This is a genomic window from Klebsiella sp. 141153 (assembly GCF_032601995.1).
In the GTDB taxonomy this organism is placed as follows: Bacteria; Pseudomonadota; Gammaproteobacteria; order Enterobacterales; family Enterobacteriaceae; genus Klebsiella; species Klebsiella aerogenes.
The window spans coordinates 168337-185061 of record NZ_JAQIRJ010000010.1; the positions used below are offsets into that span (position 1 = coordinate 168337).

Here is a 16725-nt window from a genome sequence, read left to right on the forward strand (position 1 = left end):
GCCCATCTCATTACAGATTCATCAACTGGCGAAACTCTTTTACCTTACTGCGGCTGACCGGCACCTGAAACTCAAGGTCGCGCAATCGTAGGACGTAGGTGTTGTTGAACCATGGTTCAATTTCGCGGATTTTATTCAGATTGACGCAGTACGAGCGGTGACAGCGAAAGAAGTGCGCAGCCGGCAGCTTGCTGCAGAATTCGGTGATGTTCATCGGCATGACGAATGATTCACGGCGCGTATAGACGAAGGTCATTTTCTCATGCGCTTCCGCGTAATAAATATCGTGAATGCTGGTGACGATGATCCGCTCGTCTTTAATCAGATTAATGGTGTCGTTTTCGCGGGTTGGGTTGTGCGCGGGCGTGCCGCTTACCGCCACTTGCTGCTGTTGCTGCCAGGCGCTGGACAGCTTCTGCAACATATTAATAATCCGTGATTCCTGATAAGGCTTGAGGATGTAGTCAAACGCTTCCAGTTCAAAGGCTTCCACCGCATGTTCTTTCCACGCGGTGATAAAGACGATGAACGGCTTATGCGCGAACTGGCTAATATTTTGCGCCAGCAGCACGCCATCCAGCGAGGGGATATTGATGTCGAGAAAGATGGCATCGACTTTATTGTGCTGCAGGAATTTCAGCACGTCGAGACCGTCGTCGAAGGTGCCGACGATCTCCATCTGGCTGTGGGTGTTAATCAACCAGGTGAGTTCCTGCTGCGCCGGGAACTCATCCTCAACAATAATGACTTTCATGTTTTCTCCGCTCATGGCAACAGCGATACCGGTTCAGTCGCCGGGGCGTGCTGGTTGGGGACGTAGAACGCAATCTCCGTCCCCGGCGTCAAGCGGCGGATATGCAGCCCTTCGCCGTAGAGCAGTTTCACCCGATGATGAACATTCAGCAGGCCAATTTTATTACCCGGCATCTCGTCGGCTTCGACGCGGGCCACCACCGCCGGGTCAATACCGTTCCCGGTATCCCGTACGCTGATGCGCACCCGGTTTCCGCATTCGTTGATGGCGATAGTCACCACGCCCTTGCCCCGACAGGGTTGAATACCGTGGACGATGGCATTTTCTACCAGAGGCTGAATGAGCAGGCTGGGGATGACGCAGCTGACGTCCTCATCAATATCATAAATCACCGTCAGCTTGTCGCCGAATCGCGCCTGCTCGATCGCAATATAATCCTTAATTTGGTATAGCTCGCGCTTGATGTCGATCTGCTCGTCATCTTTTAACTCAATGTTATAGCGTAAATAACGCGACAAATTGAAAATCAACTGCCGGGCGGTATCCGGATTCATACGGATGGAAGAGGAGATGGCGTTAAGCGCATTAAACAGAAAATGGGGATTTATTTTACTCTGCAGGGCGCGCAGTTCCGCTTTATTGGCCATTTCACGCAGCTGTTCGGCCCGGGAGACCTCAAGCTGGGTGGAGATTATTTGCGACAGGCCGATCGCCATCTCCTGCAGCGAGGAGGTAATACGATGCGCGTGGCAGTAGTAAATTTTCAGCGTGCCGGTCACCACACCTTTCTCGCGTAGCGGAATCACCAGCATGGAGTGGATCTCCGGCGTTCTGTAGGCTTCATCGTTGTTTTTAATGATGATGGTGTCGCTTTCAATAGCTTTACGAGTCGTTGGGCTGATATCGTTGTTGCGATCGTTATAGTTATTTTCCCCATAGCCAACGTAGGCCAGCACCCGGTCAGTGGTGGTAATCGCGACCGCATCGGCATTGATGTCCCGGCGAATAATATCGCAAACCTGACGCAGCGATTCGCTGTTCACGTGACGGAACAGCGGCAGCGTTTTGTTGGCGATATCCAACGCCAGTTTTGCCTGGCGCGCCGCGCTGGCCTCTTTCTCGCCTTCCACGCTCTGGACCAGCAGTACAATAAAACCGATGCAGATGCTGCCAAGGATCATCGGGATACCGATTTTGGAGACAATATCGATCCCCAACGCCAGCGTCGGCGCCCACAGCACCACGAGGATCATGGTTAGCGTTTCACACAGCATCCCGGCTAGAATCCCCACCTTCCAGCGCTGGGCTTTCGGGATTTTGCGGTTGATAAGCCCGGAAAGCAGCCCGGCGACAATACTGGTGATAAAGCAGGGGATGGCGGTCACACCGTCAATATCAATGAGATAGCGGTGTACCCCGGCAATTACGCCGACAATCGCGCCGACCCACGGGCCAAACAGGATCCCGCCGGACATCACCGCGATAATACGTACGTTGACCAGAGAACCTTCTACCGGAACGCCGGACCAGGTGCTGAACAGCGCGAACATGGAGAAGATGGCGGTGACCGCCAGCAGCTCGCGAGGCGTATGCGCCGATTTATGCAGCAGTTCGCGAAACAGGCGTAAGCGGATAAGAAAAAAGAGGCAAATGAGCATTAATGCCGCGCGGTCAAAAACCGCCAGCAGCATATTAAAAATATCGTGCATGGGTGCGCCCAGGATTCGCAGGAAAGCAATATGATAGAAAACCTCGCGCCAGAAGGCTAGCCGCAGAAATCAATGAGGAACAAGCACAAAAATAAAAGGGGATAAGTGGATATCTCCAGCTATCAGGGCGTTGATGGGGAGTGATGATAAATTCAAGTATTATAAATGATATCAATATGTTAATTGTTTATTTAATATATGCACGTTTTAGGGAGGCGTTCTGCCGCATGCTAATAAGTAATGCCTTATTTTTTGCGCCAACGATTATTTTTTATCAACCCTCTCGACAGCGTGTTTTTTTTCAGGTTATTTTCTAAGCGAGCCACATCGGTGGCCGCGTCGCTCGGACGGTCCGGGCGCTAACGTTAATCTGAGGAATCTATGGCTGAATTCAGTCCTGAACGCCGTTTTACGCGTATCGATCGTCTCCCTCCGTATGTTTTTAACATTACTGCCGAACTGAAAATGGCTGCGCGTCGGCGTGGCGAAGATATTATCGATTTCAGTATGGGTAACCCGGATGGCGCCACGCCGCCGCATATCGTCGAAAAACTCTGTACCGTTGCCCAGCGCCCGGATACCCACGGTTACTCTACCTCTCGCGGTATTCCGCGTCTGCGCCGCGCGATTTCGCGTTGGTACCAGGAGCGTTATGACGTCGATATCGACCCGGAATCAGAAGCCATCGTGACGATTGGTTCGAAAGAGGGACTGGCGCATCTGATGCTGGCGACGCTCGATCATGGCGATACGGTGCTGGTGCCAAACCCCAGTTATCCGATTCATATTTACGGCGCGGTTATCGCCGGGGCGCAGGTCCGTTCCGTCCCGCTGGTGGAAGGCGTTGATTTCTTCAATGAACTGGAACGCGCGATCCGTGAAAGTTATCCGAAGCCAAAAATGATGATTCTGGGCTTCCCGTCGAACCCTACCGCCCAGTGCGTTGAACTCGATTTCTTCGAAAAAGTCGTCGCGCTGGCGAAACGTTATGACGTGCTGGTGGTGCACGATCTGGCCTACGCCGACATCGTCTATGATGGCTGGAAAGCGCCGTCGATTATGCAGGTGCCCGGTGCGCGCGATGTGGCTGTCGAATTCTTCACCCTGTCAAAAAGCTACAACATGGCCGGCTGGCGTATTGGTTTTATGGTAGGGAACAAAACGCTGGTTAATGCTCTGGCCCGCATCAAAAGCTACCATGACTACGGTACCTTCACGCCGTTGCAGGTAGCGGCGATTGCCGCGCTGGAAGGCGATCAGCAGTGCGTGCGTGATATTGCGGAACAATATAAACGTCGCCGTGATGTGCTGGTGAAAGGGCTGCATGAAGCCGGCTGGATGGTTGAATGCCCGAAAGCGTCAATGTACGTGTGGGCGAAAATTCCGGAGCCATATGCGGCGATGGGCTCGCTGGAGTTCGCTAAAAAGTTGCTGCAGGAGGCCAAAGTGTGCGTCTCGCCGGGAATCGGCTTTGGCGACTATGGCGATACTCATGTGCGTTTCGCATTAATCGAAAACCGCGATCGTATCCGTCAGGCCATCCGCGGTATCAAATCCATGTTCCGTGCAGATGGGCTGCTACCGGCAGCTGGTAAAACGGTAGCTGAACACCACGAATAAAAAATGGGAGCCGTCTGGCTCCCATCTCTTTACTGCATAGCAGGTTAAATCATCAGGGCGAAGGTACCGGCCCAAACGATGACCATAAAAGAAATTCCCATCAAAAAGTATTTCACGACATGTCACTCCGCATTTTGGCGAAACGCCTAAATGAATTTAACTTTAACCATTGCAGGATTGTCGCAGATAAAACCAGACTATTCTGGCAGCTGCGGCAACCCGAAATTCTGTGCGTTAACTGCTCCAGATGGCGCTAATGTACGCTTAAAAAATGGTGGAAACAAGATCCATTTTTTTATTAATTTTTAGTTACTTACGACTGTCGTGAATAGGCGACACATTAATTTCATTCGGTAATAAATTCAATTACGGCGACGATGATTTTAAGCAATACCCTGACATTCTGTAGTTATTTGATTTTGGGATTTTTTCTATAGGCGGGAAGGTGCAGAAATCACTTTCTGCACCCTATCGCGATGAGGTTAGTGGCCGGTCGTCGGCGCGCGCCATTGATGTGGATAACGTGCGGGAACAAAGCGCAAGGTAAGCGCCATTAAGAGGAAAACGCAGATGGCGTGGAATTCCCAGTCTAGCTGGTAGTTTCCGCTCAGGCTGCGCAGCAGCCCTGAAAGCCACGGCGATAAACCGGCGATAATAAAACCGATGCCCTGCATAAACGCCACCAGCCGACCGGCGACGGCAGGTTGCGGTGAATGGTCCAGCGCCAGTACCAGGCACAGCGGGAAGGCGCCGCCCAGTCCTATGCCGCAGCTCACTGCCCACAGCAGCGGCCACTGTTGTGGCCACCAGATGAAACCGCAGAACCCGAGCAACTGCAGCGCCAGCGCCAACATCAGCAGCTTACGGCGATCTTCGTGGCGAGCGAGCATCGGTAGTAACAGCGCGCCGGCGGTTTGGCCGACGGTCATCAATGCCAGAAGCGTGCCGCTAAACTGAGCGCTGTGGCCAAGCTGCATATAATAGGGCGGTAACCAGGCAATCAGGCTGGCGTAGCCGCCATTGATCAGCCCGAAATAAAGGCCAAGCGTCCAGGCCCGATGGTGACGAAAGACCGACGGCGCGGCTTGCGCCGATGCGGCAACCGGCGCGGCGGGCAGCATTTTGCTGATCGGCAACCAGCCAATGAGCGCAGCCAGGGCCGGTAGCGTCCACCATGCCAGCGCGTGGTGCCAGAGCGCGCTTTGCTGCGCAAGCCAGGGGGTGAGCGCGGCGCCAAGGCCGCCTCCGCCCATCAACGCCGCTGACCACAATCCCATCACCTGCGGCGTGCGGCGATGAAAAAGACGCTTGATGACGCTGGGAATAATCGCCTGAATCACGCCGATGCCAATCCCGCCGAGCAGCGCGCTACTAAGCAGCAGGCCGCTTTGCGGCGCCAGCTCGCGCAGGAGCGCGCCAATGCCAATCGCCAGCAGACTTAACGCAATACTGCGGTTTTCGCTAACGTGGCGGTTAATCCATCCGCCAGCGAGCGCCAGCACCCCCATCGCGATGACCGGAAGCGCGGTCAACAGTGAAACCAGGGTAAAGCTCATACCGGTTGCCTGTTGCAGTTGCGGCAGCAATGGACCTATCGAGGTCAGTAGCGGGCGCATATTAATGCCGATCAGTACCAGCACAAATAACGTCAGCGTATTGCGTTGCGTCTGGCTCATTACGCTTTACCCGCCCAGCGCTGATACAGGGCCAGCCCTTCGGGTTGTGGGCAGTGGTGAATGGGGAGTGATTGGTCATCCAATGGCTGCTGCAATTGTTGGTAGATAGCGGCGGTAGAGAGATTGAAGCGCTCGCCATCCTGATTGCTGTTGGCAAAATAGACTTCGCGCACGCCGGTTAAATACATCGCGCTCAGACACATCGGGCAGGGTTGTCCGCTGGCGTAAACCACGCATTCGCGCAATACCTGATTGCCCAGACGTAGAGAAACGTCGCGGATGGCGTTGAGTTCAGCGTGCGCGGTAGGATCGCCGCTCTGGTGCAAGGTATTCACCGCTTCGGCAATGACTTCACCCTGGCGCACGATGACGGCGCCGAATGGGCGGCCGCCGTTTTCAACATTTTTGGCAGCAAGCGTAATGGCGCGCTGAAGATAGTTATCATGAGTAGGCATGAGCGGCTCCTGTAGATACTGTTATCGGTTTGCAACTGTTTTGGTCCGGGAAAAACATGTGGTGTTAATTCAGAGCACATTGCGCTCCCCTCCTGCCGGGAACGTCTCAGTGATTTTGAAGCCACCAACACCGGCAGTTTCAGTAACCATGGGGACAGCGGTAGAAATTTTCAGCTCGCCATGGCACGGACCGTAGGCCGGATAAGGCACAGCCGCCATCCGGCTCGAAAGCGGCTTTTTACCCGCGGTTATTGCCAGGCGGCGCTATGCTTGCGCGGGCCTACAGAGCACATGCCGGCGTAGAGGCCGGGTAAAAGAACTCAGTCGGCGGCAGGCTGGAGATTGAACCCTGCTTCAGGGTAGCGAGCTTATGCCATAAGCTAAAAGACTTATTTATGATTGAGTCAATAAGATTTGCTTATGGGTTGCCGAAATACTACTGAGTTCTCTCACGCGAGGATGATTTTTGCCAGACATGCGGTTTATCTACCAGGTATATCCAACGCCAAGGATGCCATACAGTTCGCCGCTGTGCTGGACAATGGGGCTATCGGCAATATCGTCATCATAGCGTTCGTAGTTTGCCGCTACCATAGCGACCCAATGCGGGCTAAAGCGGTAGCTGGTAATGATGGCGACCATTGGCGATACCGTCGTACCGGTATCCCACTGCGGGCGCTCGGGCGTCGCCTCGCCTGCTGAGACGCCGCCAAAATAGTAGTTCGCCATGTTATGGCTACGCACCATCAGCCCCATACCGGGCATCACCAGCAGATTGTCTTTAACAATCGGAAAATCGGCCCATAACAGCAGCTCCTGGCCGTTGCTGCGGCCGCTGATATCGGAACTGATGCGCGCGCTTATCAGCGCGTATGGCGTGATCCAGGTAGCGCCAATACCGCCTTCCAGTTCCCCTTTACGTTCGTCCATTCCCTTGAATGCCGCATCGTCGCTGGGATCTAAATTACCGAAACGCCAGCGCCCATAGCCGTAAAGCGCGATATTGTCATCAAGGTGAAAGTAGTAGCGGGCGCGATCGCCGAGATACATTAACTGGTCGCCAAAATACAATCCTCCGGGAATAAAGTGGGTTTCGTTGTCCTGCTTTTGGTAGCGTGCGGTACCGCTAATGGCGGCGCCGCCGAGAACCCATCCTTTAGGCACCGGGCTATTCGGGTTATCGGCGGAAAAAATGTCGATTGAGCCGAGGTCGACCTCAGCGCTAGCGGAACCGCAATACAAAGCAAGCGTACCGAGAATGGCTATGGGGCATCGGGATAGTTTGAGCATGAGCTTATAGTTGGCGTGAGATGATGAAGTCGATGTGAATCGACCGTGATAAACAATAGAAGATATATAGACGATAGCGAACGCGGTAGGGGGATATTTTTTGTCTTTTATCGTACTTTTTCTGTTTTGCTTTTACTCGGGAAAGCAAAGTGCGCCGGTATCAGCACTATCACTGTAACAGTAGCGGATTATTCGTGTGAATAATCCGCACAAAAATGAGTATCATGAATTGAGAATCAGTTCAGAGAGTGAAGCCATCGAATGATTTTCGTTGGTGACGATGCCTTCTTTTTTTAGTTTTTCCATGATGGATTTAAAAGCGAGCTGTTTACTGCTTTCTGTCGCATTAAGTAGATCGCGGTTAAAGGCGGGATTAGATTGAATGATATAATTAATGAATTCGAGCAGCAGCTTATTTTGTGGCGGCGTGGATGGCTCATTAATGGTTTTTTCATTATATGAATTCATCGCGGCTTCAGAATGTTCCAGCGGACGACTACTGATGGTGTGCTCGTAAATTTTCTCAATTTCTTTACAGGTAATGTACAGCTTGCTTAGCTCAATCGTCGGCTTATCATCATTATCAGGAATGAAATTGCAGTAGATGACGTTTTTAGCCGGAGAGATAATGCTCAGTGAATCTTCTTGTTGAATGTTGTCCGGATTCTCCAGTACATCCATTAGATTTCTTGAATGAGTGTGCCATAAACCAGAAACTGAAACGTTGAGTTTAATTTTGGCGATGGCGCTGTCGTGATTGGCATCAATGACCGACACATTTTCATTCAGGGTGATGATATTGTTTATTTTAGAGTGCTGAGACCAGGGTTTATTGGCTTTGGTAATGTCATCAAAACCACCGTAGCCGTATGACGAGTCGCCAACCCCTTGATTCCTGGTTAAGGCGCTATTGAGAGTGCCGCGATTTTTTTTCAGTTTCAGGCACAGGCTGATAGCGCCGATATCGTGCCAGTGAAGTAAATCTTCCAGTTCGCACTGCAAGAGTTTTTGCGCACGAGCGATAGAGCAATACTCCAGCGGTGGGAGATTGTTCAACTTCCAAATGTTTCTTTCTATCTTATTCATGGCGTTAATTTAATATAAATGTTTTAAATGGTTTGCGTGTTCTGATTAACAGAACGCGAGCGTTTTTATTCGACTACACAATCCTTTTCATGAAAAACTATTCATCAGCGGAATGTGAGTTTATAGTTCATAATATTTATACGGCGGAGGATGGTTAAAATACCCTCTGTAGATAATTATAATCCCTGTTTTATAAATAAGGAATAGAACAATGCTTAATTAACGGTAAGCCGGGTTTGAACTATAATAAATTACTCTAAAACTGAATGCGTTAGATGTTAATGATTGTATCGACAAATAAAAAAGACGCCGCAGCGCCTTTTTATAGTAACCATCGCAGGCACAAATTAGCGGGCGCTCTTCTGGAGAGTAAAACCGCCATCCCCCACCTGCGCCGTGGCATACCACGCCATTAATTCCTCGGTACCCGGCGCGCCTTCGGCTGGCGCCCATGGCGCGGAATCCTGTTCGGCTACCGGCTGATAGCCTCCGTGCTTGACTTCAAAAATGATACCGCCGCGATCGAGCGACAATACCGCATGCCAGGTGCCGGCCGCCATTTCCAGCGCCGTGCATTCTTCTCCTAATACCACGCGGTGGGTCACGGTGCCTTGTTCATCGAAGTTCAGTACTACAAAACGGCCGCTTAACGGCAGCAGCAGCTCAAAAGTATGAGGATGACGGTGAGGACGAATGTAAGTTCCCGGCTCCATGGCAATGGCCAGACGCTGTACCGGATCGCTGAGTTCCGGATGGAAGTTACGATGCGCCCGTAGGCGGGGTGAGACCGCGGCGGCCGCGCTCTGTTGTTGCATATCACTGATAGTGATTTGTTTCATGTATACCGCCTGCAAAAAAGATGACTCAGGGCTTACGCCGGTTTGCATGACTAAGGTGGAGTTGAGCAATCTGCGCTACGAAGCGCAGATTGCTCTCCCGGTTGCCTGATTATGCACATTTAACGCCATTAGCATAGGGTGATTTATCTATTTCATATTGATGAATATATTTAAGTGATTTTTTATTTTTTTAGTGGCGTCGCTTAATTTTATCTCATCTCAATCATTATTCTTTTATTGTTGGCGAAGGTGTGTAGCATAAAAATAGGGGGGAAATAGCAACATACCTGAGCGTTTCTTACAGAGGGAAACATAGTTGAGTATGCAATCTATAAGTGACTGGGTAAGCAAGCTTGAGCCGCTTTGTGCCGAAATAGAAACGGCGTATCTTGATTTTATTATTGACCAGAGCGGTCTCGATTATTCCATTATCCCGGCACTTGAGGAGTTTTCTCCCCCTCTTCAATGGCAGTCCCTTTACCTTGGTCTGCCGGAGGAATCTCTGCCCGAAATGGCGCCGCTCCTGATTCGTATCGCACTTAATGCCCCGCTACAGCGGCAGTGGTTTATCGAACTGGCGTATAAAACGCAAACCAGAACGCCATTACTGGCAATAGGGTCGCAGTGGGCTTTCTCCACGCTAGCCGAATGGCTAACTGACTGCGTTGATGCAACGCATGAGGGGCGATCAGGCCTTTTTCGCTACTTTGACGCTCGTCTATTTCCGTGGCTATTTTCCGATATTCTGCAACCCGAGCAGCAAGCGCAGCTACGTCGTCCCGCACTCTTCTGGAGCTGGCTGGATCTTGATGCCAGGCCGGCACTATTGATCGGTCACGGCGCTCCGCTTGGGCGTGGTGAAAAATGCCAGAAAATCGCTTTCAGTGATGAGCAATTCGAAGTGATGATGTGTCTTTGCGACGTTAGGTTATTTCTTCGCCATCGAAGTCTGCCGGACAGCTTGTTCAGCTCCCAAGAAGAACGCTTTTCAGCCTGCTTTCGGGCGATGTTGGATGCGACAAAAAATGGAATTTTGCTGGACAACGATCGCGAGGAATGGGTGATGAATACCCTGGTGGAACGGCACTCTCTTGCAGAATGAAAACCAAATCATGACTCACATGCCTCGTTATTGATAAAGGAATATTCCATGAACCTAACATTTCCGCGCGTGATACTGGTGGCATTGCTGCTGACTGTCGCCAGCCAGGGGGCGCTGGCGGGAACCATTAAAGCCATCAATCATACCCGTTGGGCGATTAACGCTTTCAGCGTCGATGGCCAGTCGGGAATAGACATTATCGGGCCGTATCAGGGGGGCGGCGGTGGATGCTGTTACCAGGTACCTGCGAAATGGAGACCAGGGATGACGGTAAAGGTGAACTGGGAAACGGGGGTGGCTTTTGCCAGCGATGTTCCTGATATCCCAGAGCCAGAACGGCCTGATACCTCTAGAATGAGTGAAAAAGAATATTATCAGGCGTGGCAAAGTTATTCAGATGAAATACAAGAGTGGTATAAAAAAATCAATGCATTAGGTGGACATCATTCATTTTTAGTTTCGGTACCGGACTATACGGGACAGGAAACCTGCGGGATCACCGTGCATTTTTTGCCTTGCGATCGGGCCAAAGTGACCACCAGTTGTGCCAACTACGGCAGTCCGGGATACCCCATTAAGGAACCTATAAAGATGATGGAGCCGAAATTATGTCCGCGATAATTAGCGAGCGGGCATGGTACCCGCCTGCGTTTCCGGCGCAAGGACGTTTACCGACGCAAGCCGCGCTGGTAGGGCAGAATAGCCTCCGCCAGGAGAGCCTTGAAACGGCCTACCGACAGCAATTATCGCTGGCCGTCGGGCGGCGCGTGGAGCCCCCCTGTTGCAAAACACTGCATATCAGCCTGTTTTTTGATGGCACCGGTAATAACCTTAATCACGATCTTTTTGTCGCCAATCCGAAGCATCCAACTAATATTGCCCGCCTGTTCCGCGCCACTATTGGCCAGGGTTATGCTGGTGGGTTGGCGGATAAAGGGCCTGAGCTGCTGGATGCCAGCAACAGTGGCGGCAATAAATACTACAAATATTATATTCCCGGCGTCGGTACTCCTTTCCCGGAGGTGATGGATCTGGATTTCAGCATAATGGGACTCGCCGCGGCAACACACGGCGAAGACCGGATAAACTGGGGGCTGCTACGGCTGGTCGATGCTCTCAAACGGACCATGGATAAGGATGCGCTCTCGGATGGCGATAGCTGGAAGGCGGTCAAAAAGATGGCAACATCGATGGTTTCCTTTGGCCTGACCGGCAGCGCTAACCGCTATGAAACCATCCATAATCTGTTGAATGCAATGTCCGCAGATCTGCGCAAAGCGCTGCTGCCCGCTACGCCCGGCAAACAGAAGCTATTAGGCATTAAGCTGTATGTGTATGGTTTTTCTCGTGGAGCGGCAGCGGCCAGGACCTTTGTTAACTGGCTGAGCGAACTGCTGCCAAAGCCAGGGGAGGGAGAAACAAAGCCCGAACAGTGTCTGGCGGTGGGAGAGCTGAAGATCCCATTAAGCGTGGAGTTTCTGGGCCTGTTAGATACCGTTGCTTCAGTGGGGGTCGCGCATATTGCCCCCGTAGCGGAAGGACATATGGGGTGGGCGGACGGAAGCCAGGAGCTGCCGGATGAAGAGTTCTACGGCGGATTTATCAAACGCTGTGTACATCTGGTTTCGGCACATGAACAGCGGCTGTGTTTCCCGCTGGATTCCATTCGCCGCCCGGACGGCAAATACCCGGCGAATAGCGTGGAGGTTATTTATCCGGGGGTGCACTCGGATATAGGGGGAGGATATCCGCCGGGGGATCAGGGAAAAGGTGATTCTGATTTAGAATTAATATCCCAAATTGCGCTGAATGATATATACGCTGCAGCCTATAATATAGGTGCGCCATTAAAGGTGAAGCTGCAAAGTTTACCTGTTGATTTGAAAAAGGATCTTTGGCGCGTTATGCCCGTCCAATTAGTTCGTGACTTTGATATTTCTCCAGAAGTGGTTCTGCGTTTTAACAGTTGGAGGACTTTAACTTTAAGTGTTGAAAGTTACGCCAAAGATATTAGTAAAGAACTGGCCGCCAAATATGACCCCCAACGTGCTCCCCTCTGCCTGGAACGAGCCCTGGAAGAACAGATCGCTTGGATCACCGCATGGCGCATTAATCGCTATGCCGGCGGTAGCTACAAGACCCAGCGCTTTTACATCGATTCTGCGGCAAATGGACTGGATAAAGATAGCGATCCGCAGGTCAGAAAAAAATCTGAAGCTGAGAGAGAGGAGGCCCAACAGGCGGTAGAAAAAGCACGGCGTAAACGTATTGTTGAGCAAGATCAGGAGTCCGCGTTTCTGATGCTGCCGCAAGGGCCAAAAGATTTTGATGCCGCCCTTGGGCAGACGCAATTGCGTCAGGCGGCAGATGAGTTTCGGGAGGATTATCATCGACTATCGCGTACGGATAACGGCAATTGGTTGTTTAAGGCCGTCGACGCAATGAGTAATGGGATTTTCCTGCTAAATGGTGATGATGAATACGGTGAGTGGCTAAAAATAAAAACCACAGGCGCCGAGCGAGAAAAAATACTTTTTCCGCCGCAGGGTGAGAGCAGTAATGCCCATCTGCCAGCAGGACTGGTACGGGCGTTGTTCGACGAGCAAATACATGATTCCCGCGCATGGTTTATGCACAGCGCTCTAGGAGCCCGCGAGCCGTGGGGGAGTTATTTTCTGCAGCGGATGATCTACTTTGGCAGCCGAAGTAGTAAACCGCTAACTCCACTGATGATTGCTGGTGCGGTAGTTGGGGCAGCGACGGTCGCAGGCGGTGTCGCCGTTATCATTAAACAGAAGCGGGTAATGGGTGAGCTTATTGAGGTAATTGGCGCTGCGGGGGCTATTTATCTGGAAACTCAGGCAATCGATCTGCTTTCTGGTAAGCCATTATCGATGCTGAAAAACGCCGCGCAGTTACAGTTGCCCACCATGGAGCCTGGCCTGGTCGTTGCCGGTCAAACCCAGATGATTAGTGAGCAGCGGCTGGCGCTGAAGAAATCACAAATAGAAAAGCGTTGGACGGAATCAATAGCCTCAGCGCTGCTGGTATAGTTGGAGCAGGAGCGAACAATGTTACAGGAAAGACGCCAGAACCTTACTCTGCACCTATTGTGCGGATATGGAAGATGAGGCCATTACCTGAATATCCGCCTTACCAGGTTGCCAGCCCGCCTTATGGTGTGCTCTGGTTGTCGATAAGCTTGATAGTGGTGGTGTTCTCGGGAATCGGGGCGCTAATACTTCAGCCTGTTGGAAACGTTGTCGGCATAGTGTCATGCGGCAGTGCGATAGTGATGGTGATACTGTGGATGCTTCGTCTCCTCTATTACCGGCTGTCGGTTCATTACGCTCAATACTATTACCGGCTGGTCAGTCAGTATCAGCAGGAGTGGTGGACAGAGCATCAGCTGCATTTTACGTTAAGTGACGTAGTGTTGCTCGGGCCGTCTGGATCAACGAATACGCATTGGTGGCGCCTGCTCAAACATGAACAGCGTCCCGCAGAGGTAAAAAACGAGGCGAGCGGCAAGGCATTACGAGTTGCCCGTACCTTGGTTGAGCCTGCGCATGAACGCGAGGTACAGCTCGTGAAAATGCTGGTGCTGCAATGGAAGGAACAACGCCTCCACGCTGGGTTACCCGATTTACGGTGCTGTTACTGGCAGGGTTCGCGCCGCGCCTGGCAGGCATTTTGCGCTCAGATGCAGGCGACATTTCCTACAGTCGGGTTGCCTGCTGAGCCACGGTTGTGGCGAGGCGAACAGAGCCTTGCGGAATTTGCTGCGATAAGCGACACCTTAGCGAGCAATGAAGCGATTCTGGTGGCCGGGTGCCACTCGCTAATGGCTTCCTTTTACTCGGTACTGCCAGCCGGCGAGTCGGCGGCATTATGGCTGGTTGGTAAGGGCGGCTCCGTCTGCCTCACTCGCGGTGAAGTGTACGATGTTACAGATAAAGAAACATTATCAGAGACTTGCTCTCGAGCGGAGCGGCAAATCGGGCTCGAAGAGGCGCCTGACGCCTGCATACTGTTTGCGCAGCCTACGCTATCTGGCTGCGGCTGGAATATTACCCGCCATCGGCAGGATGTTTATTGGGGCAACTGTGGCGAGATGGAAATGTTAATAGTCATCGCGCTTGCCGCGATAAGTGCTGAGTATTTTCGCCGACCTTGTAGTTGGATAGCCCGCGATCCGCAACATACGCTGGCACTTGGGATCGTTAAACCGGGTGGGGAAGAGAATTGAAATAGCCGTAAGATGAGGTAAACATGGTGTCCCCTGCAGACTTCGAACTTGTTATTTAACTATTTGAAAATAATAATTTTATTTCTGTTCGATTAATCTTTATGCCCCCAGTAAGGCCCCTGTTTGCAGTAAGGTAAAATGGAAAATTGAACAGAAATTTTTGCGTCCATTTGAATAGGTTTCGACGGTACGGGTCGCTGACCATTGACGGAATCGTGCTGAGTGTCATGAGCGTTTGAAAAGGATACCATAACAATACTCCTTGGTGTTTAGTGAGCTGCCTCACAGATATTGATGCGATGTTCTGTACGAAAGATCATCTGTCTTTAGTGGATAATCGAACGCCAAGCATGGAGTAAAGAGGACTTGGGAAAATTGCTATCGCTGGTTTTAATTGCCTGGAAATTGACCGTAACGGCTTGCAAAAAATAGCTAGTGTTGCGAGTGAATGGTATGTTATATAAGGAAATCTTATGGGCAGGTTATTTTTCACTTTCATTATAGTGAAATCTGGTTCATTTTGATGAGCTAGTCAACTTTTTGGAAAAACAACATGACATGGAAGTATGAAAGTAGGATAATGAAAAGAAATTAAAACCGCGTAATGCCGATGAAGCTTATAAAATACATGAATAACCAAATTGTTAACTGTTTTTTAGGTCTCATGTCGCTATTTCTTTGTGCAGGAGCTGCTGCAAACCAAACTGTTATTACAGCGTATCCGAATTCCGGCGAGTTTAAATTTGTCTGGTCAGATGGTGGAGCTGTATACAAGTCCAAAGATGGAAAAACTACAGTTCGTTGTAACTTTTCCGATGCTATGAATGGCGTCGATGATGATGCTGAAGCGTATGTGGGTACATCTTTCTTATGTAACAATGGTCTTACTATTATTCTCAAACAGTTAAAGAGAAATAATGACACCATATTATTTTTGATGGATAAATCCGGAAAGGTACTTGGAACGACCAGTGTGAATATTGATAAAAAGGTATATAAAGATCAGTAATCTAAGGTTTTTCAGATCACTTTTCTGACTTTTAATTGAAGTCTGGGTATTACTTCATAGTGAGTTGGTACCGGTGCCAGCTATAATCAGCGAGGCGCAGTTGACTGATTTACTGCTCACTTCTTATTGTCAATGGCACTGGAATATCCGTCGCCTTCTTTGTGAGTTTTGCTGCTTGACGAGCCAACCCAGCATCATGACTTGGTACATGCTTCTTCAGTATTCGATGTGCTGAGGGATTATATTGTCGACCATGGTTACCAGGTTGTGATTGCCACCCATGATGCACTCCAGGCACGTTACTTCATGCGTAAGCTTCAAAACGATGGAATTGAAGCGCGCATTTGGTCACTTTATCCAACTTCTGATGGTGTTACATCTACAGAAAGTGCGTGGCCTACTTAGATGTAGAATACTACCATAACTCGCCTCCGACTGGCTCTTGAATTCTCCTGAGCCAGTTGAGTTATGAATGAACAACTTGACGGTTTATTGTATTAGGTTAGCTTTTACTCCAGGTGTCATACTACATACCACTTCGTCCGTAGGTGTTATATTTGAATTTCGCCTGCGGAATGCCAAATTTCCCGATCTTTGGTGGTTCAGGATGCAGTGAAAGGTATTTTTCGATATCAGGAACGTTATAGAATTTATTACCATTCTTGCTTGTTTGTGCTGTACATTTGTATTTTTGGCATTTTGAAAGAATATATTTCTCGAATTGCCTGGAGGATGTTATTGCTGACTAGAACTGTCGGCTGGCATGTTTTGTGATGTCGTCTGTATGCTGTTTTAGACTCAAACAACACAATGCATCGTGGACAGCGGGTTGGCTTCGGAAGTGGCTTAATTTGAGGGGGAGTGTTGGTTGGCATTTGCGCTGGTGTGACAATTTCTTGCCAGTGGTGATTACTTACAAGATGCTGGAACAACACG

14 protein-coding genes are annotated in these 16725 nt (G+C 50.5%); 6 read left to right on the forward strand and 8 right to left on the reverse strand.

Annotated elements, in window-relative coordinates; translation table 11 throughout:
• Window positions 1-10: 10 nt before the first annotated feature.
• Together PGS10_RS19175 and PGS10_RS19180 are read right to left on the reverse strand one after the other, a co-directional pair.
• Entirely contained in the window at window positions 11-754 is a 744-nt protein-coding gene (locus tag PGS10_RS19175) for a LytR/AlgR family response regulator transcription factor (protein ID WP_047066271.1), read from the reverse strand.
• 11 nt (window positions 755-765) lie between these two features.
• Window positions 766-2463, reverse strand: a complete 1698-nt coding sequence (locus PGS10_RS19180) for a sensor histidine kinase (RefSeq protein WP_047045749.1) — start codon at window positions 2461-2463, stop codon at window positions 766-768.
• 381 nt (window positions 2464-2844) lie between these two features.
• Here PGS10_RS19180 and alaC point away from each other — a divergent pair, with 381 nt between their 5' ends.
• Complete coding sequence (gene alaC / locus PGS10_RS19185; RefSeq protein WP_047078323.1) at window positions 2845-4083, forward strand: alanine transaminase; 1239 nt, start codon at window positions 2845-2847, stop codon at window positions 4081-4083.
• A gap of 44 nt (window positions 4084-4127) precedes the next feature.
• Here alaC and ypdK read toward each other — a convergent pair whose 3' ends face one another.
• The 6 genes from ypdK to PGS10_RS19215 form a co-directional block, all read right to left on the reverse strand.
• On the reverse strand, window positions 4128-4199 hold the full coding sequence (gene ypdK, locus PGS10_RS19190) for a membrane protein YpdK (protein ID WP_077777854.1): 72 nt from the start codon (window positions 4197-4199) through the stop codon (window positions 4128-4130).
• 366 nt (window positions 4200-4565) lie between these two features.
• A complete protein-coding gene (locus tag PGS10_RS19195) occupies window positions 4566-5759 on the reverse strand; it encodes a cyanate transporter (RefSeq protein WP_047045754.1) in 1194 nt (397 codons plus the stop codon).
• Window positions 5759-6214: a nucleoside deaminase gene (locus PGS10_RS19200; protein WP_047078322.1), complete on the reverse strand. Its 456-nt coding sequence runs from the start codon at window positions 6212-6214 to the stop codon at window positions 5759-5761. The genes PGS10_RS19195 and PGS10_RS19200 overlap by 1 nt, the downstream gene beginning before the upstream one ends.
• Before the next feature lie 486 nt (window positions 6215-6700).
• Entirely contained in the window at window positions 6701-7378 is a 678-nt protein-coding gene (locus tag PGS10_RS19205) for a MipA/OmpV family protein (protein ID WP_052667981.1), read from the reverse strand.
• 348 nt (window positions 7379-7726) lie between these two features.
• Window positions 7727-8590, reverse strand: coding sequence for a hypothetical protein (locus tag PGS10_RS19210; protein WP_045391545.1), 864 nt, complete (start codon window positions 8588-8590; stop codon window positions 7727-7729).
• Window positions 8591-8937: 347 nt separating this feature from the next.
• On the reverse strand, window positions 8938-9429 hold the full coding sequence (locus PGS10_RS19215; protein ID WP_045391542.1) for a WbuC family cupin fold metalloprotein: 492 nt from the start codon (window positions 9427-9429) through the stop codon (window positions 8938-8940).
• 322 nt (window positions 9430-9751) lie between these two features.
• Here PGS10_RS19215 and PGS10_RS19220 point away from each other — a divergent pair, with 322 nt between their 5' ends.
• The 5 genes from PGS10_RS19220 to PGS10_RS19240 all read left to right on the forward strand — a co-directional run bounded on the left by PGS10_RS19220 (window position 9752) and on the right by PGS10_RS19240 (window position 15789).
• Complete coding sequence (locus PGS10_RS19220) at window positions 9752-10531, forward strand: DUF4123 domain-containing protein (protein ID WP_047078321.1); 780 nt, start codon at window positions 9752-9754, stop codon at window positions 10529-10531.
• Between the two features lie 48 nt (window positions 10532-10579).
• Entirely contained in the window at window positions 10580-11152 is a 573-nt protein-coding gene (locus PGS10_RS19225; RefSeq protein WP_047045769.1) for a DUF3304 domain-containing protein, read from the forward strand.
• A complete protein-coding gene (locus PGS10_RS19230) occupies window positions 11140-13584 on the forward strand; it encodes a T6SS phospholipase effector Tle1-like catalytic domain-containing protein (RefSeq protein ID WP_316423357.1) in 2445 nt (814 codons plus the stop codon). Before PGS10_RS19225 ends, PGS10_RS19230 begins: the two co-directional genes overlap by 13 nt.
• 74 nt (window positions 13585-13658) lie before the next feature.
• Window positions 13659-14780 carry a hypothetical protein gene (locus PGS10_RS19235; protein WP_316423358.1) on the forward strand — a complete coding sequence of 374 codons (1122 nt, stop codon included), beginning with the start codon at window positions 13659-13661 and terminating at the stop codon, window positions 14778-14780.
• A 628-nt stretch (window positions 14781-15408) separates the two neighbouring features.
• Window positions 15409-15789, forward strand: coding sequence for a hypothetical protein (locus PGS10_RS19240; RefSeq protein ID WP_142975104.1), 381 nt, complete (start codon window positions 15409-15411; stop codon window positions 15787-15789).
• Window positions 15790-16725 lie beyond the last annotated feature (936 nt).